Source organism: Hymenobacter sublimis, assembly GCF_023101345.1.
In the GTDB taxonomy this organism is placed as follows: Bacteria; Bacteroidota; Bacteroidia; order Cytophagales; family Hymenobacteraceae; genus Hymenobacter; species Hymenobacter sublimis.
This window is the reverse complement of sequence record NZ_CP095848.1, coordinates 3673622-3692813: the sequence shown is the minus strand read 5'-3', so window position 1 is coordinate 3692813 and position 19192 is coordinate 3673622. Positions and strand designations below refer to the sequence as shown.

The window sequence follows — 19192 nt, the reverse complement described above, 5'->3', positions numbered from 1 at the left end:
AGAATTTAGCGAGACGGCGGCATGAAAAGTCGGCCTTATCGAAGTAGATGAGCAGTTAAAAGTAGAGTTGATTGGAGCAGCTAGCAACACTTGGTGGCTAATCGTGTCTGTAAGCCAATCTCTCACTTTGAATTGTAGCTTTGTTGATGCACAAACTACGCCTATTGGGGCTGCTGCTGGTTGTTGCGGCCCCGGCCTTGGCCCAGACTCCCGCTCCGTCTACCGCCGGGCTCGCCCCACTGACCGTCGAGAAAATCATGCGCGACCCGGCCCAGTGGCTGGGCAACTCGCCAAGTAATATCTCCTGGGCCGAGGATGGCAAAACCATCTACTTTAATTGGAACCCCGAAAAAGCCCGCCGCGACTCGCTCTACCGGCTGCCGCTGGCGGGTGGTGCCCCGCGCAAGGTGAGTTTGCGGGAGCAGCAGGCCCTGCCTACCACCAACGGAGAGTACGACCAGCGCTACACCCGCAAAGTGTACGAACGGGAGGGCGACATATACTTGCTCGACCTGAAAACGCAGCGGGTACGGCGCGTAACCAACACGGCGGAGCGGGAAACCGACCCGCAGTTTGCCCTGCTGGGTCGCGTCATCAGCTACACCCGGGCTGGCAACCTGTTTACCTGGGACCCGGCCACCGGCGAAACCACCCAGCGCACGGACTTCCGCCGCGGCAACCGGCCTACCCCGGGCGAGCCGACTGATAAGTCGGAGAAGTTCCTACGGGCCCAGCAGTTGGCGTTGTTTGAGGTACTGCGCGGCAAAGATCAGGACGCCAAGGCCCGGCAGCGCCAGCAAAAGGCCCTGGCCAAGCTGCGGCCCAAGGCCATTTGGCTAGGCCAGCAAACGGTGCAAAACCTGCGCCTGGCCCCCGATGGCCGCTACGTTACCTATACTCTGGTACAAGAGCCAGCTGCTGAAAAAGTGGCCCTGGTGCCCAACTTCGTCACGGCCTCGGGCTTCACCGAAGACATCAGCACCCGCACCAAAGTAGGCGCGGCCCAAACCGCCTACCAGCTGGGCCTGTACGATATCGGGCGGGATACTACGTTTGTGCTCGGCTATAAGGAATTACAGGGCCTGGACGAACAGCCCGCCTACCGCAAAGAGTACCAGCTGCAAGCCAAAGCGCCTACCCCCGCCGACACAGCCAAGGCTACCGCGAAAAAGGACAAGCCCGCCACCGAAGTGCGCCGCGTTATCCCGTTCGGGCCTTTCTGGTCCGATAACGGGCAGCACGCCTTCCTCGTCATCCGCAGCACCGATAACAAAGACCGGTGGATTGTGGCCCTGGACCCGGCCACGCAAAAAATCCGCCTCCTGGACCGTCAGCACGATGACGCTTGGATTAACGGCCCCGGCATCGGTTACGACGAGGGCAATGTGGGCTGGCTGCCCGGTAACCGCCGCATCTGGTTCCAGAGCGAGGAATCCGGCTTCAGCCACTTGTACACCGCCGACATTACTTCGAGCCAGAAGAAAGCCCTGACCAGTGGCCGTTGGGAAGTGCAGAAGGCCCAGCTCAGCCGCGACCGGAAAACCTGGTACCTGACGGCCAACAAAACCCACCCCGGCGAACAGCACTTTTTCCGCATGCCCCTGGAAGGCGGCGCGCTGACGCAAATTACTACCCGCTCGGGGGCCAATGAAGTTACGTTGTCGCCCGACGAGAAGACGCTGGCTGTGCGCTACAGCGCTTCCAACAAGCCCTGGGAGCTATTTCTGATGGACAACAAGCCCGGTGCTAAGATGCGCCAGCTTACCCACAGCACCACCCCTGAGTTTGAGAGCTACCCCTGGCGCGCCCCCGAAGTTATCAGCTACAAAGCCCGCGACGGGGCCGATGTGTACGCCCGCCTTTACCGCCCGGCCAATGCCGTGGCCCAGGGTCCGGCCGTGATATTTGTGCACGGGGCCGGCTACCTCCAGAACGCCCACAAGTGGTGGAGCACCTACTTCCGCGAATACATGTTTCATAACCTGCTGGCCGACAGGGGCTACACGGTGCTCGACATCGACTACCGCGGCTCCGCCGGCTACGGCCGCGACGTGCGCACGGGCATCTACCGCTACATGGGTGGCAAAGACCTCACCGACCAAGTAGACGGCGCCAAGCTGCTTACCGACAAGTACGGCGTCAGCCCCCAGCGCATTGGCATTTACGGCGGCTCCTACGGCGGCTTCATCACCCTGATGGCCATGTTCACCCAGCCCGACGTATTCCAGGCCGGCGCGGCCCTGCGCTCCGTCACGGACTGGGCCCACTACAACCACGGCTACACCGACAACATCCTCAACGAGCCTTACAACGACTCCCTGGCCTACGCCCGGTCTTCGCCCATCAACTACGCCGCCGGCCTGAAAGGACACCTGCTCATGTGCCACGGCATGGTCGATACCAACGTGCACTTCCAGGATATTGTCCGCTTGTCGCAGCGCCTGATCGAACTGAAAAAGGACAATTGGGAGCTGGCCGTGTACCCCGTCGAGGACCACGGCTTCGTGGAGCCCAGCTCCTGGACCGACGAATACAAGCGCATTCTCAAGCTGTTCGAAACCAATCTGAACCCAAGTAACTCGGTCCCCAAAACCACCAGCGGGCAGTAGCGGCAATGACAACGTCATTGCGGCGGCTGCTCCGGCGGGCCGCCTACTGTACAGGGCTGATTCTGCTGGCTACCGTATCGTTTCTGTTCTCGCCGGCGCCCCGAACCGAGGCCGAGTACTGCGGCACTTACCTGCACCTGACCTCCTTTGCCGGCTTCACGGCCAACTGCGACGGGTTTGTGTACATGGAAGACGCCCGACACCCGGCGCACTTGCTGGAGCCCCGGGAAGTTCGGCAGTCCCGGCCGTTGTTCATTCTGGTGGGTGCTGCCGTGGGCTACCCGTGTACGTGGCTGGTGGAGGCCTTGACTGCTAGCGGGTTACTGCCGAAGCAAGTAATACAGCGCCTACCGCCCAAGTACCAACCTTTGCTGGGGTTCTACATCGGCTACGTGCTGCTCAACTATGCAGTCTTGCTAGCGAGCATGTTGCTGTTTGCCCACCTGTACTACCGCCTAACGAATGGGCAGGGTAGCCGGCTGCTGCTGGGAGCCTTGCTGGTGTTCTTCGCCTCCAATCAGGTTACCAAGGCCTTTTTCTGGACGGTGCACCAACAGATGTTCACGTTTCTGGTGCCGCTGTTCTGCGCGTGGCTACTCTTGCAATCAACCCGGCCCAACCTGGAACGTTCCCGCCGAGTAGCGGCCTGGGCCTTTCTAACGGGCCTGCTGGCGTTGGTGTACGGTAGCTTTGTGCTGGTGCTGCCGTGTCTGCTCTGCGGCTTTTGGCAGCAAAACCGCCCCCTGCGTCCAGCTCGTTTGTTGGGTAATTGGCTGGGAATAGCGCTATTATTCCTGTTGCCTACCTTACTCTGGATCGGGCTGCTGCAGTTGCTTGGCGTAACGTATTACAACCACGAGGCCGAGGCCTATCACCAACTGGTCTGGCTGCTGGATGCCTTCCGCCTGCCTTGGCCTGAATTTGTGTCTCAGGTAGCCGAGAACGGGTACCGGTTCCTGGAGACATTGCCTGCCGTAGGGTTCTTTGCCGGGCTAGTGCTGGGGTTGCTAGGCTTGTGGCGATACTATAAGTGGCCAATTAGGCGGCAAGCGTTGTTTGCGGTGGTTGGGTTGCTGGCGCTGTTTACCAGCTTCTTTGCAGTGCTGGGCTACTACCAGCCACGGCTCACATTTATTCTGGTGCCGTTGCTCCTGTGCTTGTGGGTAATTCTGCTACCGCCCCAGCCACCACGGTGGTCAGTCTGGGTACTCATGGGCGTGGCGCTGGGCTGGCACGTGTGGCAAGTCGTGTCCTACGGTCCGTTTTCCTGAGGAGTAGTACTACTAGTTTATACATCCACCGCGCCCTGTTAAACACCAACGGGTGCGGTGGATGTATAGGAAGACGAGAACCCCGCGTAGAATAGCAAGCGCAGGTCGGCAGGATTAAGGAGCTGCTTGCCCGCTACATAGTAGCTGTTACAGTTGCCGCGTCAGCAACAAACCGCCGTAGGCGTGGCCGTTGCTGTTGAGCCCCTGAATGGGAACCACGCTCATCCGGCCGCCGCTGCTTTTGTGCAGCTGGGGCACCAGAATGCCCGCTCCCGCTCCCACAGCGTAGCCCAGGAGGTTGTCGGAGAGGAAGTGCTTGCCGGCTTTTAGCCGCAGGTAGCCAACGGCTGCCGGTACGGCCGCTGCGCCCGCCCACACAAACGGCCGAGCCGGAGAGTCGGGGTGAAAGTCATGGAATACTTTGGCAGCGAAGAAGGTAGCGGAGGCCGTAGCGGCCGTGTGACCGGCGAAAAACGAGTTGGTGGAGTTACGGCTGGTGCGGTCCGAAAGGTCGAGCCCCGCGTTATAGGCCAAGGGCCGGCTGCGCTCCACCAGTCCCGTCGCCATCGTGAACAAGGCGCCGGTGGTAGCCATGGTCTGGATATATAAGCCCCCAATCTGCCCAAACTTTTGGCGCACATCCCCATCGGCTACCATGAGCAAGGGCGCGGCGGCAAAGGAGGCGTAAAACGGATAGTCGCTGATGCGCTTGGCCGTGGCGCTGGAGTTGCCGGCGGCAAAGCGGTCGAAGCGGTTCACGTCGCGGCGGTCCAGGGCCAGGGCTTCGGCGTCGGTCAGCCCGTCCTTGCTTTTGGCCAGACTCAGGCCCAACGCATTCACCCCGAGCAGGCCCACAGTCACGGGAGCATCTACCCCGAAGCGGGTGTGGTAGGGCGAGGACGCCCGCTGAGCATGGGCGCTCGAAGTCAGAAACGTAAAAAGTATTAGCGTAAGAAGCCAAAGGTGGTGCATAAGAAACAAGTCAGAGGTGGAGAGAATATGTCCCTAAACGCAACGTCACCGGTTGAGTTAACCTCAAGCGTAAAAGGCCGGGCGGCTTGTTAGTCCCCGCTCTATTTGGAAGTTCACCCGCTCAGCCACGTAGAAAACTTGTAGCTTTGCAGCCCTTGTCCGGCAGTACAGCCCGGCTTGGGCAGGGGCTGCCGGCCCCTTGCGTACTCCTACCTTACAAGCTGATGCCCTACCTGTTCACCTCCGAATCTGTTTCGGAAGGCCACCCTGATAAAGTAGCCGACCAGATTTCTGACGCCATCCTCGACGAATATCTGCGGCAGGACCCGACCGCCAAAGTGGCCTGCGAAACCCTGGTTACCACCGACTTCGCTCTGGTGGCCGGTGAAATTAAGTCGACGGCCCACGTAGAAGCGGAGCCTATTATTCGGGAGGTGATTCGCCGCATTGGCTACAACAAGCCCGAGTACCTGTTTAACGCCGACACCTGCGAGGTAATGAACCGCCTGCACGAGCAGTCGGCCGATATCAACCAAGGAGTGGAGCGCGCCAAGCCCGAGGAGCAGGGCGCCGGCGACCAAGGCATGATGTTCGGCTACGCTACCCGCGAAACCGAGAACTACATGCCCCTGGCCCTCGACCTGTCGCACCGCCTGCTGCGCGAGCTGTCGGCCATCCGTAAGGCTGGCCAGGAAATGACCTACCTGCGCCCCGATGCCAAAAGCCAGGTAACCATCCGCTACAACGACGACAATACGCCCGAAGCCATTGAAACCATCGTGGTGAGCACTCAGCACGATGAGTTCGACCAGGACGAGCAGGCCATGCTCAGCCAGATTGAGCAAGATATCAAGACCATTCTGGTGCCCCGCGTGAAGGCTCAGCTCGGCGAAGAAGTGCAGGCTCTGTTCACGTCGGACATCAAGTATCACATCAACCCCACCGGTAAGTTCGTCATTGGTGGTCCTCACGGCGACTCTGGCCTCACGGGTCGTAAAATTATTGTGGACACTTACGGCGGCAAAGGAGCCCACGGTGGCGGTGCCTTTTCGGGTAAGGATTCCTCGAAGGTAGACCGCTCCGCGGCGTACGCGGCCCGGCACATTGCTAAAAACCTGGTAGCCGCCGGCGTGGCCGACCAAGTGTTGGTGCAGGTAGCCTACGCCATCGGCGTAGCCGAGCCCGTAGGCGTATTCGTAACGACCTACGGTACCACGAAAGCCACCGGCTCTTTCGGCCACCAACTCACCGACGGCGAAATTGCCCAGAAGGTGCAGCGCATCTTCGATTTGCGCCCCTACGCCATTGTACAGCGCCTGGGCTTGCAGAATCCCATCTTCGCCGAATCGGCTGCTTACGGCCACATGGGCCGGCAACCGGGCACCAAGCATATCCAGCAGGCTGATGGCTCAACCAAAACCGTGGAAACCTTCACCTGGGAAAAGCTCGACTATGTTGATAAGATCAAGGCAGAATTTGGTCTGTAAATCTTAGTTATTCATACTGGCTATTTATTGCTGACCATGTACAAAAAAGCCCTACCTGATGAATTCAGGTGGGGCTTTTTTCTTAACACGAAAGCTGTTAGCCGTCAGTCAACTGCTAACAGCTCGCAAAAATCAGTGGCTAACTAACTTCTCCTTATACTTAGTAATCTGCCGCTTCAGGTTTTCGGCGGCAGCATCAGTAGCCGCTTCGAAGGTACCGGCATCTTCCTGCGAGAACAGGGTAGTGCCGGGCACGTGCAGCTTAATTTCTACTGTTTTATTGTTTATCCCGTCTTTGTTATTCAGGCGAAGAATTACTTCTCCTTCAATCACGCGGTCATAGAAGGTTTCGAGTTTATCGAGGCGCTTCTGGATGAAGTCAAGCAGTTTTTGGTCGGCATCGAAGTGCACCGATTGCATCTGTACTTTCATCGGGAGTGGGGTTAAGGGTAAAAGGAAAAATCAGGCCTTGGGGTGGGCCTTGTCAAATACGGATTTTAGCTTGTCAATACTCAGGTGGGTATACACCTGGGTAGCCGCCAGACTAGCGTGCCCGAGCAGCTCCTTAATGGCGTTCAAATCAGCTCCTTTGCCCAGCAGATGGGTAGCAAAGGAATGACGAAGCACGTGCGGATGCTGCTGGCCGGAAGCAGTGGTTATCTGGCTCAGATAGTGCTTCACGGTCCGGTACACAAACTTTTCGTAGAGCGGCTCTCCCTTGTCCGTAACGAGGAGGGCCCCCCGGGCGTTGCTCTCCGGGGCAAATTCACGTTGCTTAAATTCTATATAGCGGCTCAACACGAGCAGCAGCGTGGGGTTTAGCGGCACCACGCGCTGCTTATTACCCTTGCCCGTTACCCGCACCGTTCGGCCAGCCAGGTTGAGGTCATCGGCCCCAATACCAATCAGTTCCGAGAGCCGAATGCCAGTGCCGTACAGCAGTTCCAACACCAGTTGGTCGCGCACGCCGGCAAACGTGTCGGGAAACTCAAAAGAGTTGAGCAGCCCATTCAGGGATTCCTCCGGCACGAAATCGGGTAGCTTTTTCGCCACTTTAGGCGAGGTGATGCGCAGCATCGGGTTCTTCTGAATAACTCCCGTACGAAGTAAGTACTTGAAGTAGGAGCGCAGGCAGGCAATTTTGCGGTTCACCGTGCGCGGATCTTGCTGCTTTTGCATCAGCTCCACTACCCAGGAGCGAATCAGCGTGTGGTCGGCCTGGGTAGGGTCGGTCAGTTCGTAAGTGCCGGACAAAAACTCGGCAAACTGCCGTAAATCGGTCTGGTACGAAAGCACCGTGTGTGGGCTGTAACGCCGCTCAAACCGTAAATAGTCAAAAAACAATTCCATATAGCAGGGGCCAGCCGCCAGGGCCGGACAACCAATGTATGGAATTCAGGGGAGAAAAAAACGAAATAGCCCGGACGCGAAAAAACCGGCTGATTCACGCTAAGCGAGTGAATCAGCCGGTTTTTTCGTCCTGACAAGAGCAGGGGCAGACGATTACTCGGCGGCGTCGGGGCCGTAGGTAGCCAGCTTGTAGATGGCCTTCTGCTTCTGCTTGCGGTTGGTGATGGACGGCTTCTGGAAGAAAGTGCGACGACGCAACTCTTTCAGAACGCCGGTGCGCTCAAATTTCTTCTTGAAGCGCTTCAGCGCACGGTCAACCGACTCGTTTTCTTTGATTTGGACGATGATCATATGTTCAGTGACTTAGAAACCCGGATTGAAGGGGCCGCAAAGATAACCACAGATTCAGCAGATTTGAAAATGATTACGCTGATTTTGTAGGAAATAGCCCGCCGAAAGGCTACACAACGCAAAATCAGCCGCAAAACTGCCAACGACAAAACGCTATTTCAGCAGGGCCCGAGCAATTACGAGCTTCTGAATTTCAGAAGTTCCTTCGCCAATGGTGCACAGCTTGGCGTCGCGGTAGTACTTCTCGGCAGGGTAGTCTTTGGTGTAGCCGTAGCCCCCGAAAATCTGCACGCCTTCATTGGCTACTCGAACCGAAACTTCCGAAGCATAGAGCTTAGCCATAGCTGATTCCAGGTTCACATTCAGGCCGCGGTCCTTCATATCAGCGGCGCGGTAGGTGAGCAAGGAAGCCGCCTCGATTTCTGTGGCCATGTCAGCCAGCTTAAAGCTGATGCCCTGGAAATTGCTGATGGGCTGGTTGAACTGCTGACGCTCTTTAGAGTATTGCAACGCCGCCTCGTAAGCGCCCTGGGCGATACCCAGGCTCAGAGCTGCAATGCTGATGCGGCCGCCATCCAGCACTTTCAGCGCCTGCACAAACCCGTCGCCTACCTGCCCGATTACATTTTCCTTCGGCACACGGCAGTCGGTAAAAATCAGTTCGGTGGTTTCGGAAGCCCGCATACCCAGCTTGTCTTCCTTGCGGCCGGCCTCGAAGCCGGGCGTGCCGCGCTCAATGATAAAGGCCGTCATGCCGCGGGAGTCGCCTACCTCGCCGGTGCGGGCAATAACCACGGCCACGTTGCCAGTTTTACCGTGGGTAATAAAGTTTTTGGCGCCATTCAGGATGTAATCATCTCCATCGGCCACGGCCACGGTACGCATGTTACCCGCGTCCGAACCCGTGTTCGGCTCGGTCAGGCCCCAGGCCCCAATCCACTCGCCAGAGGCCAGCTTGGGTAGGTACTTGTGCTTCTGCTCCTCGGAAGCATGTTGCAGAATGTGGCCGGTGCATAAGGAGTTGTGGGCGGCCATGCTCAGGCCAATGCTGCCGTCAATCTTGGCCAGCTCCGCAATAGCCGTTACGTACTCCACGTATCCGAAGCCGGCACCACCATACTCCTGGGGCACCAGTACGCCCATTAGGCCCAGCTCGCCCAGCTTGTGAAATACTTCCGCCGGGAACTCCTGGGTTTCGTCCCAGCGCATCATGTGGGGCTTGATATGTTGAGCTCCGAAGTCGCGCACCATCTGGGCAATCATCGTCTGGTTTTCAGTAGCGACCAGTTCCATAGTAGTAGGGGTAGGGTGGGAGGTAAGAATGGACAGGTATAACCCATCCGAGCAAAATTTGGGTCCGCGAAAGTAGGATTTTACTGGCGTACAAGCCAGTGCCAGACCAAGGCCAAGGGTAGTGAATTTTGAAAGGGGGCACTAATTCGGTTTCTTTGATGGTTTTTTAGGGAAATACTGCCCGCGCAGATTTGTTTCCTAAATTTTTTACCACCGAATCCGGTTGTCCCGGCTTGCATGAACCGACCCACTTGCTACCACCTGTTGCGTCTCTGGATGCTGTGTTTGCCGATAGTACTGCTTACTTTCTCCTGCACTACCTCCCGAGTGCGGCAGCAAAACATCCTGTTTCGTACTGATGGAGCCGGGCGCCTGGATACTGCACGGCTGCGCGACGTAGTAAACCGAGCCGAACGCAACTACATCATCCAGCCTAACGACTACCTCGAGGTGCGGGTGTACACCAACAAAGGTGAGCGTATCCTCGACCCGAATGGCGAGTTGTTTTTCGGCTCGCCGGCCGGAAACAACACGGGTGGTGGCGGCTTTTCTCGCCAACGGGCTGGTGGTCAGCAAGGTTTGCAGGGGCAACAGCAAGGACAGCAGCAAAATGGGCAGCAGGGTCTTAATGAGTTCCTGGTTCAACACGATGGTATCGTGAAGCTACCTATGGTTGACTATGTCAAACTAGCCGGTCTGACCCTGCTCCAGGCTGATAGTCTCTTGCAGATTCGGTATACTGAGTTCTACAAAGATGTTTTCGTAACCACTCGCGTCACCAATAACCGCATCATCGTATTGGGGGCTACCACAGGTGGGGCCCGCGTAATTCAGATGTTCAACGACAACATGAACCTGCTGGAAGTGCTAGCCCAGGCGGGTGGCATTTCGGGTGGCTTTGTAGGGCCTACCGGCGGCAATGGCCAGGCCGGGCGGGCTGATAACATCCGCTTGATTCGGGGCAATTTGAAAAACCCGCAGGTTCAGATTATCGATTTGACTACCATCGATGGAATGCGGCGCGCCAATTTGCAGGTAGAGCCCAACGACATCGTGTACGTAGAACCCATTCGTCGGCCCTTCTATGAGGCCCTGGCCGATGCCAGTCCACTATTTGCCTTTTTAGGCGGGCTGTCGGGGCTAGCAACGCTCCTCATTGCCATTTCAAAATAAGTACAAGCACGCAGCGTTTCTCTTTGGCAATTCCAAGGAGCTGTTTTCACTACTCATTACTACATGGCGGCGAAAGAAGAGGCTGATCTGGAAGAACTAATTCGGAATGCAGGCGGCGAAGCCGAGGAAGAGGACGAAGGCGGCGGGCTGGACCTGACCACTTTATTAATGGTAGTGCGCAAGAGCCTGCCCTGGATGCTCTTGCTCATTCTGCTGGGCCTGACTGCCTCCTGGTTGTTCCTGCGCTACACGCCGCCCCTATACTTGTCGTCTTCCTCCATCAAAATTGATGAGAAAACGGAAGCCGGCTTGCTAGGGCTGGAAGGCATTGGTGCGCAAGCTGAAAAGCAGCAAAGCATCAATAAGCTCTCCGGTGAGGTAGAGCTTATTAAGTCGGATATTATCTATCAGCGACTAAAAGACTCCCTGGACTTAGCCGTGAACTACTACGTTCAGGGCACCGTCCTGGAGAATGAGCTGTACCGTACCTCTCCGTTCCGCGTCGAGTACATTGCCACCCCCGAGGCAGTGTATAACGTGAAATTTGGGCTAAAGCTGCTACCGGGCAACCGGGTGCGGCTGCAATATGAGCACAACGGCCAGGAAGGCGGCGGAGAATACGCTTTTGGACAAACTATTCGCGCGCTGGGCTTTACCTTACAAATATTTCCTACCAATCAGTATAACGCGGCTGCTCTGGAGCCCAATTACCACTTTGTCATCAACGACGAAGCTAGTCTGAATGCTTATCTAAGCAAAAATTTGACGGTAGAAATCGGCAATGCCGATGCCAACATCATCGGTATTTCCTTCACGGACCACAACCCGCGCAAAGCTCACGACATTGTCAATAAGATTGATTCGGTTTACCTGGTAGAGAAGCTGGCCCGCAAGCAGGAACAAGCTGCTCGTGCCACGCGCTACATCAATGAGCAGCTGGGCGAAAATCGCAAGGATTTGCAGCAGGCAGAGGAGAACATGCAGTCCTTTGTGAAGCGCAACGGCACCTATGACATCAAGGCCGATGTAGCTATGATTACCACGGCTCTCGAAGAGCAGGAGAAAGAGCGAGAAAAGTTACAAGAAGAGTCTGATGTGCTTCTGGAACTAGAGCGTCTGTTGGCCCAGCGACGCTTAACCAACCGGGAGGACGGTGACGTTTTTCAGAGCATACCGGCCTTGGGCGAGCTGAAGGATGAACAACTTTCGCAGCGGATTGTAGAGCTCAGCGACTTGCAATTAGATTTAGAGCGAGCCGAGCTATCCTATCAGCCTGGCGCTACTACCGCTCTGCAGTTAAGAGAACAGCGGATAGATAACACCAAGAAGATAATTCGGGAGCTGCTGCGGCGTAATCAGCAACTGGTGCGGCAACAGCTGCTGAAAATGGATGCCAAACGGGCCGAGTTGGAGAGCCGACTACGGGCCCTACCTGAGAAGCAAACGGAGCAAGCCCGGCTTCAGCGTCCCCTTGAATTGTACGAGAAGTACAATTTGAACATGATGGATAAGAAGATTGAGTTTGGCATTTCCATGGCTGGTACTACCGCCGATTTCCAGATTCTGTCACCGGCTACCATGCCTTCAGCGCCAATTTCGCCAGTGAAGCTGATGGTGTACGCCATTGGCCTAGCGGCGGGTATTATTCTAGGCCTGGGTCTGATTGCCGTCCGGTACCTCATGCACAACACCGTAACCAACATTCGGGAGTTGGAGCGAGCTACTTCTTCCTCCGTACTAGGTATTATCCCAACGTACGATAAGGAGAAGATGGCCGTATCGAAGCTGGTAGTGGATAAAAATCCGAAATCGGCCATTTCCGAGTCCATACGTTCCATCCGAACCAACCTGGAGTTCATGGCTTCTTCTAAAAAGAAGCGCTTGATTTCCATTACGTCGACCATTAGCGGTGAGGGCAAAACCTTCGTGACGGTAAACCTAGCCGGCATTATTGCTGCTTCTGACCAGCGCGTAATCATCCTGGACCTGGATATGCGTAAGCCCAAGGTAAACCTGGCTTTTGATGCAGAAAACGTGAAAGGGGTAAGTACTATCCTGATTGAGAAGCACACGTGGCAGGAGTGCGTGCAGCATACCAGCATTCCAACCCTGGATTTTATTTCAGCTGGTCCTACCCCACCTAACCCTTCGGAGCTGATTCTAAGCAACCGTTTCGACGAGTTGATTCAAAGCCTGCACGAGTCTTATGACGTGGTGATGATTGATACCCCGCCCGTTGGCTTGGTAACGGATGGTATCCTGATTATGCGCAAGGCTGATGTGCCGATTTACATTGTGCGCGCCAACTACTCTAAAAAGGCCTTCCTGAAGAATATCAATAAGCTGATGCGGGTGAATGGCTTCACTAAGCTCTGCACCATTCTGAACGATGCTCAGGGCAGTGGCGGCTACGGCTACGGGTATGGGTACGGCTACGGCTATGGGTATGGCCAGGGCTACTACGAGGATACGGCCCCCAAAGGTGGCCTGCTGAGTCGGTTGCGGAAGCGGAATTCCTAACCCGGCCCAACGTCAGCTATGTCTTTCTTTCAGAAATTATTCGGGCGCCCTACCCCGGACGACAATACGCTACCCGTTACGCTGGCCGTACTGGGCGCCGACATGCACTCCCACCTCCTGCCCGGCCTCGACGACGGAGCCGAAACCCTGGAACAGTCGCTGGTGCTGCTACAGCAGCTGCAGGACCTGGGCTATCGAAAGCTGGTGATGACTCCTCACATTATGGGGGACTTCTACCGGAATACGCCAGCCGGCATCCGGGGGGCACTGGACGTGTTGCGTACTGCTGCTGTTCAGGCAAACATTTCTGGGGTAGAGCTGGAGTGCGCGGCTGAATACTACATGGATGAGAGCCTGGCCCGCAAGCTGGAGGATGACGAAGAGCTGTTGAGCTTTGGGGGCGAGCAGCGCTACGTGCTGTTCGAGACGTCTTACATCAATGAGCCCTTCAACCTCCAGGAGATAATGTTCAAGCTGAAAGCCGCCGGCTACCGGCCCGTTATGGCGCACCCAGAGCGGTATACCTACCTGTATGGCCGGTTCGAAGAGCTGGTTCGAATTCGGGAGGAGGGCGTGCTGATGCAAGTGAATCTGAACTCCTTAACCGGTTACTACTCAGCCGGAGCCAAGCGTGTGGCCGAAAAGCTCATCGACGCGGGGCTAGTAGACATGGTAGGCACCGATGCTCATAACCTCAAGCACGTGGACAGCATTCGGAGCAAAGTGCTGCTAAGCGAGTACCTGCCCAAGTTGCTGGCTCTGCCCTTGCTGAATTCTACGCTGTAAACGTCGCCGCTTTTTTCCTTCTTCATAAGTTACCCCCACTTCATGATTTTCGTCACTGGCGGCAGCGGCTTAGTAGGGAGCTTTGTAATCTCGGCGTTGCGGCAGCGCGGACTATCCGTACGGGCGCTTTACCGGCAGCAACCGCCTGCTCTGGAGTTTGCCGAGCAGGTAGAATGGGTAGAGGGCGACATCCGGGATGGGCTGGGGTTGCGGGCGGCTTTGGAAGGCGTTACGCACGTGTTTCATTGCGCAGGGCTGGTGTCCTACGCGCCCCAGGATGAGGACTTGCTGCAGCAGATAAACGTGGAGGGAGCCGCTAACCTCGTGGACGCGTGCCTGGAGCGCCCTGGTATTCGGTTAGGCTTCGTTTCGTCGGTAGCAGCGTTGGGCGGCACCGTGCCGGGGCCGGAGCAGCCGACGGCGGCCGGACCGCTGGTGCTCGATGAAAATGCCAAGTGGGATTTGGGCGCTGAGCACAACGCTTATGCTACCTCTAAATACTTAGGTGAGCTGGAAGTGTGGCGTGGCGTGTCAGAAGGGTTGCAGGCTGTAATGATTAACCCTTCGGTTATCCTCGGGCCGGTCGACTGGGACCGAAGCAGCACCCGCTTGTTTCGCTACGCCTACAATGAGCACCGATTCTATACGCCCGGCAGCATTAACCTGGTAGATGTGCGGGACGTGGTAGACATCTTGTTGCGCCTCACCCTTGACACGAACTACAGTGGTCAGCGCTACGTCGTAAATGCCGGCGCCCTACCCCTGCGCGAGTTCATGACCCAGGCTGCGGCCTGCTTTAACAAGCGTCCACCCACCGTAGCCGTACCCGACTGGGCCGCCGAAACCATTTGGCGCCTGGAGCACGTGCGGTCCTTGCTTACCGGGGCCCGTCCGCTCATTACCAAGGACACGGCCCGCGCCGGCCGTCGGGTCACCGAATACCGCGCCACTAAAATTGAGCAGGCCTTGGCGTTTCGCTTCCGGCCCTTGGCGGACACTATTAGTTGGTGCTGTGCCGGACTTGTGCAGAGTAGCGGAGTAAATAGATAACAGCATCAGTAGGGTTGTCAACCCTTACCCGCTCGCTAATGCTGCTCCTTATTTACTCCGTTACTCCTCCAGAACCCATCGGCCTCCGGTGCGGTTATTGTATATTCAGGGCGGGAGGTGCTTTCCGCTGAAAATGCCCCCACTGACCCACGAAGTCTGCCGTTTTGGCGGCGGCGTGTCGATTGTAGCAGAATGAGAATGAACGAGAATTTTGAGGATCGGGAAGAAGTAGAAGCTACCGTGCGCCGTTTTGAGCAGATGGTAGCCCTCAACGAACCCGTGTTTTTTGATTTGGCCGATTTTGAGAACATCATCGACCATTATACCACCACTACTCAGTACGAAAAAGCCCTGCAAGCCTGCGAAGCAGGTATTGCGCAATATCCTTTCAGTACCGAACTCCTGATTGACCGCTCCCAGGTGCTGGCCATGAAGGGCGAGTATGCCGCAGCTAGCAGCCAGATTGAGGACGTAGCACTGCTCGACCCTGACAACCCCGATGTGGCGGTGACCCGCGGCATCATTGCCACCCAAAAAGGCGAGTTTGCCGAGGCCATTGCCTTTTTCCACCAGGCCGCGGAACGCGCCCAGGACCGCGACGACATCTTCTTCAACCTGGGGCTAGCCTACCAGAGCTGGCAGAAGTTCAAGAGTGCTGCCAAGTACTACAAGCAAAGTCTGCGCCTGAACCCCGACAACGATGTAGCAGTGCAAGAGCTGCTGTATTGCCTGGAAGTGAGCGAGCGGCTGGAGAAAAACCTGGATTTCTTTCGCCGCTTCACTGATGACGACCCCTACTCAGCGGTGGCCTGGTACAACCTGGGCCAGGCCTACTACCGGGCGGGCAAGCTCGATGAAGCCATTAGTGCCTTTGACTATGCTATCCTGATTGACGGCAAGTTCTATGAGGCGCACGGGTTTCTAGCCAGCGTGTACGTCACGCAGGAGCGCTACCGCGCCGCCATTAGTGAGTTTGAACTGAGCCACCCCGAGGGAGAGCCCAGCCCGGAGGCTCTGTGCAACATTGGCGAGTGCCACGAGAAGCTGGCCGAATGGGACTTGGCCCGCCGGTTCTACCAGCGTGCCATCGACCTGGACCCCGAGATGGATGAAGCCTGGTTTGGTATCGGCATTGTGATGAACGTGCAGGAAAAGTACTTCGAGGCCATTCATTTCTTCCGCAAGGCCGTGAGTCTTTATGAGGAAAGCGTGGAGTACTGGCTGGCCCTGGCCGCCGCCGAGTACCAGATTGGCAATATCGTATCGTCTATCGAGGCCTATGAGAAGGCCGTGGAAGTAGCCCCCGATAACAAGGATGCGTGGCTGAACTGGAGCATCATCCTGTATGAGCAGGGCAACTTCGATGGGGCCATTGACCTGATGCGCAATGCCGTAGAAATTCAGCCCATGGAGGCTGAGTTGCATTACCGCCTGTGCGCCTACCTGCTAGCCGGCGGCCGGTACCGCGAAGCCTACGAGTGCCTGGAAAACGCCTTAGTACTCGACTTCGACAAGCACCGTTTGCTGTTCGATTACTTCCCGGAGCTGGAGTCGCAGAAGGCCCTGGCCCGCCTGATTGATCAGTATCGGAAATAGGCGTTGCTTTCGGTTGAACGGGGGCCTCTGCGGGTACCGGCTACGTAGCCAGTGCCTGCGGAGGCCTCGCCTTTTCTAAGCGGTTACAGAATTCGGGCGTACTTTTGGGCGCGGCGCTACCTGGCTTTGGCATGGTTTCGAAGCCTGGCGCTGCTTTCACGTTCATCTGACTCTAGGTCTTACAACATGAATTACACCCTCAACCAACTCCCCGAGCGCACCCAAAAACCCCGCGAGCAGGGCTTTACCATGGTCATGGACAAAGGCCTTAGCGTACGCGAAGCGGAGGACTTTCTGGAAGTAGGGGCCGCCTACACCGACATTGTGAAGCTGGGGTGGGCCACGTCCTACGTCAACCCCAACCTGAAGCGCAAGCTAGCAGTGTACAAGGAAGCCGGCATCCCGGTGTACTTCGGCGGAACCTTGTTTGAGGCCTTTATTATCCGGAACCAGTTCGATGATTACCGCCGGCTGCTAGAAAACTTTGGCATGGAGTACGCCGAAGTTTCCGATGGCTCCATTGACCTAAACCACGATAAGAAGCTGGATTTTATCCGCACGCTGGCCCAGGATGTAAACGTGCTGTCGGAGGTAGGCTCCAAGGATGCGGAGAAAATCATTCCGCCTTACAAGTGGATTTCGCAGATGAAAACCGAGCTGGAAGCCGGTGCCGTGAAGGTTATCGGGGAAGCGCGGGAGGCCGGCAACGTGGGCCTGTTCCGCAGCACTGGCGAGGTACGCTCCGGTCTGGTGGAGGAAATCCTGACCCAGATTCCCTTCGAGAAAATCATCTGGGAAGCTCCGCAGAAAGCCCAGCAGGTGTGGTTTATCAAGCTACTCGGCGCCAACGTAAACCTGGGCAACATCGCCCCCAACGAAATCATTAGCCTGGAAACCATCCGCCTGGGCCTACGCGGCGACACCTTCACCGACTTCCTGGACATGGACAACGTGGACGAAATGTTCAAGCCCGAGCCCAAGGTAGCCGGCAAGCCCGGCACCTCTATGCCCCGCGGCTAGGCCCTGAAGAATCCGCTTAAAAAAGGCTGCGCCATATGTGGGCGCAGCCTTTTTTGTTTTTACAGCCCGTTTTTCCAATCCGAAACCTTTCTGCCAACCAAGCTAGTAGCAGCGCCGTGCTGCCCCACGCTACCCAGTAGCAAGCTGTTTGGGATGTACGGCGCCACAGAAGCCAACCTCATCCACGGCAATTCAGTAAGAGAAAAGCCCGGCTGCGTGAGGCTGGGCTTTTGCTTTCTACTGATCTAGCCATTACCATGAATAAACATTTTTCCGGCTCCGCCCTGAGCTTGCTGACGCTGTTGGGCGCCTGCAGCGGACCTTCCAAACAAGAAAAAGCGGAAGCCGCCGCTACTACCCCCGCCGACACCGTAGCTACGGCCGCTACGGCCGTTAATCTGCCTCAGCCCTACGCCAGTAAGTCTACCACCAAGCGTAGCAAAGTTATCGGCTGGCCCCAGGGCAAAATGCCCACCGCGCCGGCTGGCTTCGTGGTAACCAAATACGCCGATGGCTTCGAGAGTCCGCGCAATACCTACGTGCTGCCCAACGGCGACGTGCTGGTAGCGGAGTCGAACACCATTCCGCAAGACCCAAAAAAGAAGGTGGTGGCTGCCCTGGATCTGGACCCTTCCCGATCCTTGCGGGCCACCAGCGCCAACCGCATTACCCTGCTGCGCGACGCTAACAAGGACGGGAAGCCCGAAACCCGGGAAACGTTTTTGGCAGGTCTGAGCCAGCCTTTCGGTATGCTGGTGCTCGACAACTACTTCTACGTGGCGAATACCAACGGGGTGTGGCGCTACCCCTACCAAACTGGCCAAACCAGAATTACCGGCCAGGGCCAGAAAATTATGAACCTACCAGCCGGGGGCTATAACAACCACTGGACGCGCAACTTGCTGGCGGGCCCCGGTGGCGAGAAAATCTACGTGTCGGTGGGCTCCGCGTCCAACGTGGCGGAGCATGGCATCAAGGAAGAAGAGCGTCGGGCCAACATTTTGGAAATTAACCCCGACGGTAGCGGCGAGAAAGTGTACGCCGCGGGCCTGCGCAACCCCGTGGGCATGGATTGGGCCCCGGGCACCCAAACCCTATGGTCGGCCGTGAATGAGCGGGACGAGCTGGGTGACGAACTGGTGCCCGACTACCTAACCAGCGTGAAGCCGGGTGCCTTTTACGGGTGGCCCTACGCTTACTTCGGTCAGCACGAAGACCCCCGCCGCAAAGGAGAACGGCCCGATTTAGTGCAGAAAACTGTAGTGCCCGAAGTGCCCCTGGGCCCGCACACAGCTTCCCTAGGACTGGCCTTTTATAAGGGCAATGCCTTTCCGGCCCAATACCGCAGCGGGGCCTTTATTGGGCAGCACGGCTCCTGGAACCGCTCGGAGTTTTCGGGGTATAAAGTGGTGTTCGTGCCATTTGCTAACGGCAAACCCAGTGGCCCCATGCAAGATTTCCTGACTGGCTTCGTGGCCAATGCTGAGGAGAAGGAAGTGTATGGCCGCCCGGTAGGCGTAACGGTGCTGCCAGATGGGGCCCTGCTAGTAGCCGACGATGCGGCCGATACGCTCTGGCGCGTGGCCGCCCAGTAAGTTGCTCCTGAACATGATACCAAGCCCGCGTTTCCTTCTGGAAGCGCGGGCTTTGCATTGGTGGTCAGTAGAAATGGCCCTTTCGATAAAAAGATGCGTGCAAGCGCAACGCTCCGCCG

Annotated in this window: 15 protein-coding genes; 10 read left to right on the top strand and 5 right to left on the bottom strand. The window is 56.9% G+C overall.

Annotated features, from left to right (window positions below; all coding sequences use genetic code 11):
- Positions 1–146: 146 nt before the first annotated feature.
- Positions 147–2609: a prolyl oligopeptidase family serine peptidase gene (locus tag MWH26_RS15480; RefSeq protein WP_247974982.1), complete on the top strand. Its 2463-nt coding sequence runs from the start codon at positions 147–149 to the stop codon at positions 2607–2609.
- Positions 2610–2614: 5 nt separating this feature from the next.
- On the top strand, positions 2615–3880 hold the full coding sequence (locus MWH26_RS15475; protein ID WP_247974981.1) for a hypothetical protein: 1266 nt from the start codon (positions 2615–2617) through the stop codon (positions 3878–3880).
- Positions 3881–4027: 147 nt separating this feature from the next.
- Here the strand turns inward: MWH26_RS15475 and MWH26_RS15470 are convergent, their stop codons facing one another.
- Positions 4028–4852, bottom strand: a complete 825-nt coding sequence (locus MWH26_RS15470) for a phosphatase PAP2 family protein (protein WP_247974980.1) — start codon at positions 4850–4852, stop codon at positions 4028–4030.
- A gap of 224 nt (positions 4853–5076) precedes the next feature.
- Between MWH26_RS15470 and metK the strand changes: the two genes are divergently transcribed.
- Positions 5077–6339: a methionine adenosyltransferase gene (metK, locus tag MWH26_RS15465; RefSeq protein WP_247974979.1), complete on the top strand. Its 1263-nt coding sequence runs from the start codon at positions 5077–5079 to the stop codon at positions 6337–6339.
- Between the two features lie 132 nt (positions 6340–6471).
- On the opposite strand, the gene hpf is transcribed toward metK, so the two are convergent.
- From hpf to MWH26_RS15445, 4 genes are all read right to left on the bottom strand, one after another.
- Positions 6472–6771: a ribosome hibernation-promoting factor, HPF/YfiA family gene (gene hpf, locus MWH26_RS15460; RefSeq protein ID WP_188555948.1), complete on the bottom strand. Its 300-nt coding sequence runs from the start codon at positions 6769–6771 to the stop codon at positions 6472–6474.
- A gap of 30 nt (positions 6772–6801) precedes the next feature.
- The gene (locus tag MWH26_RS15455) at positions 6802–7689 is read right to left on the bottom strand and encodes a tyrosine-type recombinase/integrase (RefSeq protein WP_247974978.1); all 888 of its coding nucleotides are present in this window, start codon (positions 7687–7689) and stop codon (positions 6802–6804) included.
- Positions 7690–7842: 153 nt separating this feature from the next.
- Positions 7843–8040 carry a 30S ribosomal protein S21 gene (gene rpsU / locus MWH26_RS15450; protein WP_188555950.1) on the bottom strand — a complete coding sequence of 66 codons (198 nt, stop codon included), beginning with the start codon at positions 8038–8040 and terminating at the stop codon, positions 7843–7845.
- 153 nt (positions 8041–8193) lie between these two features.
- On the bottom strand, positions 8194–9333 hold the full coding sequence (locus tag MWH26_RS15445) for an acyl-CoA dehydrogenase (RefSeq protein ID WP_244697525.1): 1140 nt from the start codon (positions 9331–9333) through the stop codon (positions 8194–8196).
- A 237-nt stretch (positions 9334–9570) separates the two neighbouring features.
- Between MWH26_RS15445 and MWH26_RS15440 the strand changes: the two genes are divergently transcribed.
- The 7 genes from MWH26_RS15440 to MWH26_RS15410 all read left to right on the top strand — a co-directional run bounded on the left by MWH26_RS15440 (position 9571) and on the right by MWH26_RS15410 (position 19073).
- A complete protein-coding gene (locus MWH26_RS15440) occupies positions 9571–10506 on the top strand; it encodes a polysaccharide biosynthesis/export family protein (RefSeq protein ID WP_247974977.1) in 936 nt (311 codons plus the stop codon).
- A gap of 63 nt (positions 10507–10569) precedes the next feature.
- Positions 10570–13026 carry a GumC family protein gene (locus MWH26_RS15435; protein ID WP_247974976.1) on the top strand — a complete coding sequence of 819 codons (2457 nt, stop codon included), beginning with the start codon at positions 10570–10572 and terminating at the stop codon, positions 13024–13026.
- Positions 13027–13044: 18 nt separating this feature from the next.
- On the top strand, positions 13045–13812 hold the full coding sequence (locus MWH26_RS15430; RefSeq protein ID WP_247974975.1) for a tyrosine-protein phosphatase: 768 nt from the start codon (positions 13045–13047) through the stop codon (positions 13810–13812).
- A 42-nt stretch (positions 13813–13854) separates the two neighbouring features.
- Positions 13855–14862 carry an NAD-dependent epimerase/dehydratase family protein gene (locus MWH26_RS15425; RefSeq protein ID WP_247974974.1) on the top strand — a complete coding sequence of 336 codons (1008 nt, stop codon included), beginning with the start codon at positions 13855–13857 and terminating at the stop codon, positions 14860–14862.
- Between the two features lie 198 nt (positions 14863–15060).
- Complete coding sequence (locus MWH26_RS15420; RefSeq protein WP_247974973.1) at positions 15061–16458, top strand: tetratricopeptide repeat protein; 1398 nt, start codon at positions 15061–15063, stop codon at positions 16456–16458.
- 186 nt (positions 16459–16644) lie between these two features.
- Positions 16645–17478: a phosphosulfolactate synthase gene (locus MWH26_RS15415; RefSeq protein ID WP_247974972.1), complete on the top strand. Its 834-nt coding sequence runs from the start codon at positions 16645–16647 to the stop codon at positions 17476–17478.
- Positions 17479–17735: 257 nt separating this feature from the next.
- Complete coding sequence (locus tag MWH26_RS15410) at positions 17736–19073, top strand: PQQ-dependent sugar dehydrogenase (protein ID WP_247974971.1); 1338 nt, start codon at positions 17736–17738, stop codon at positions 19071–19073.
- The last annotated feature ends 119 nt before the right edge of the window (positions 19074–19192 follow it).

Coding starts and splice junctions, on each gene's coding strand:
- MWH26_RS15435 (WP_247974976.1), top strand. CDS start 10,570: ATGGCGGCGAAAGAAGAGGCTGATCTGGAAGAACTAATTCGGAATGCA.
- MWH26_RS15470 (WP_247974980.1), bottom strand. CDS start 4,852: ATGCACCACCTTTGGCTTCTTACGCTAATACTTTTTACGTTTCTGACT.
- MWH26_RS15410 (WP_247974971.1), top strand. CDS start 17,736: ATGAATAAACATTTTTCCGGCTCCGCCCTGAGCTTGCTGACGCTGTTG.
- metK (WP_247974979.1), top strand. CDS start 5,077: ATGCCCTACCTGTTCACCTCCGAATCTGTTTCGGAAGGCCACCCTGAT.
- MWH26_RS15420 (WP_247974973.1), top strand. CDS start 15,061: ATGAACGAGAATTTTGAGGATCGGGAAGAAGTAGAAGCTACCGTGCGC.
- MWH26_RS15425 (WP_247974974.1), top strand. CDS start 13,855: ATGATTTTCGTCACTGGCGGCAGCGGCTTAGTAGGGAGCTTTGTAATC.
- rpsU (WP_188555950.1), bottom strand. CDS start 8,040: ATGATCATCGTCCAAATCAAAGAAAACGAGTCGGTTGACCGTGCGCTG.
- MWH26_RS15480 (WP_247974982.1), top strand. CDS start 147: ATGCACAAACTACGCCTATTGGGGCTGCTGCTGGTTGTTGCGGCCCCG.
- MWH26_RS15415 (WP_247974972.1), top strand. CDS start 16,645: ATGAATTACACCCTCAACCAACTCCCCGAGCGCACCCAAAAACCCCGC.
- MWH26_RS15440 (WP_247974977.1), top strand. CDS start 9,571: ATGAACCGACCCACTTGCTACCACCTGTTGCGTCTCTGGATGCTGTGT.
- MWH26_RS15475 (WP_247974981.1), top strand. CDS start 2,615: ATGACAACGTCATTGCGGCGGCTGCTCCGGCGGGCCGCCTACTGTACA.
- MWH26_RS15445 (WP_244697525.1), bottom strand. CDS start 9,333: ATGGAACTGGTCGCTACTGAAAACCAGACGATGATTGCCCAGATGGTG.
- MWH26_RS15455 (WP_247974978.1), bottom strand. CDS start 7,689: ATGGAATTGTTTTTTGACTATTTACGGTTTGAGCGGCGTTACAGCCCA.
- MWH26_RS15430 (WP_247974975.1), top strand. CDS start 13,045: ATGTCTTTCTTTCAGAAATTATTCGGGCGCCCTACCCCGGACGACAAT.
- hpf (WP_188555948.1), bottom strand. CDS start 6,771: ATGAAAGTACAGATGCAATCGGTGCACTTCGATGCCGACCAAAAACTG.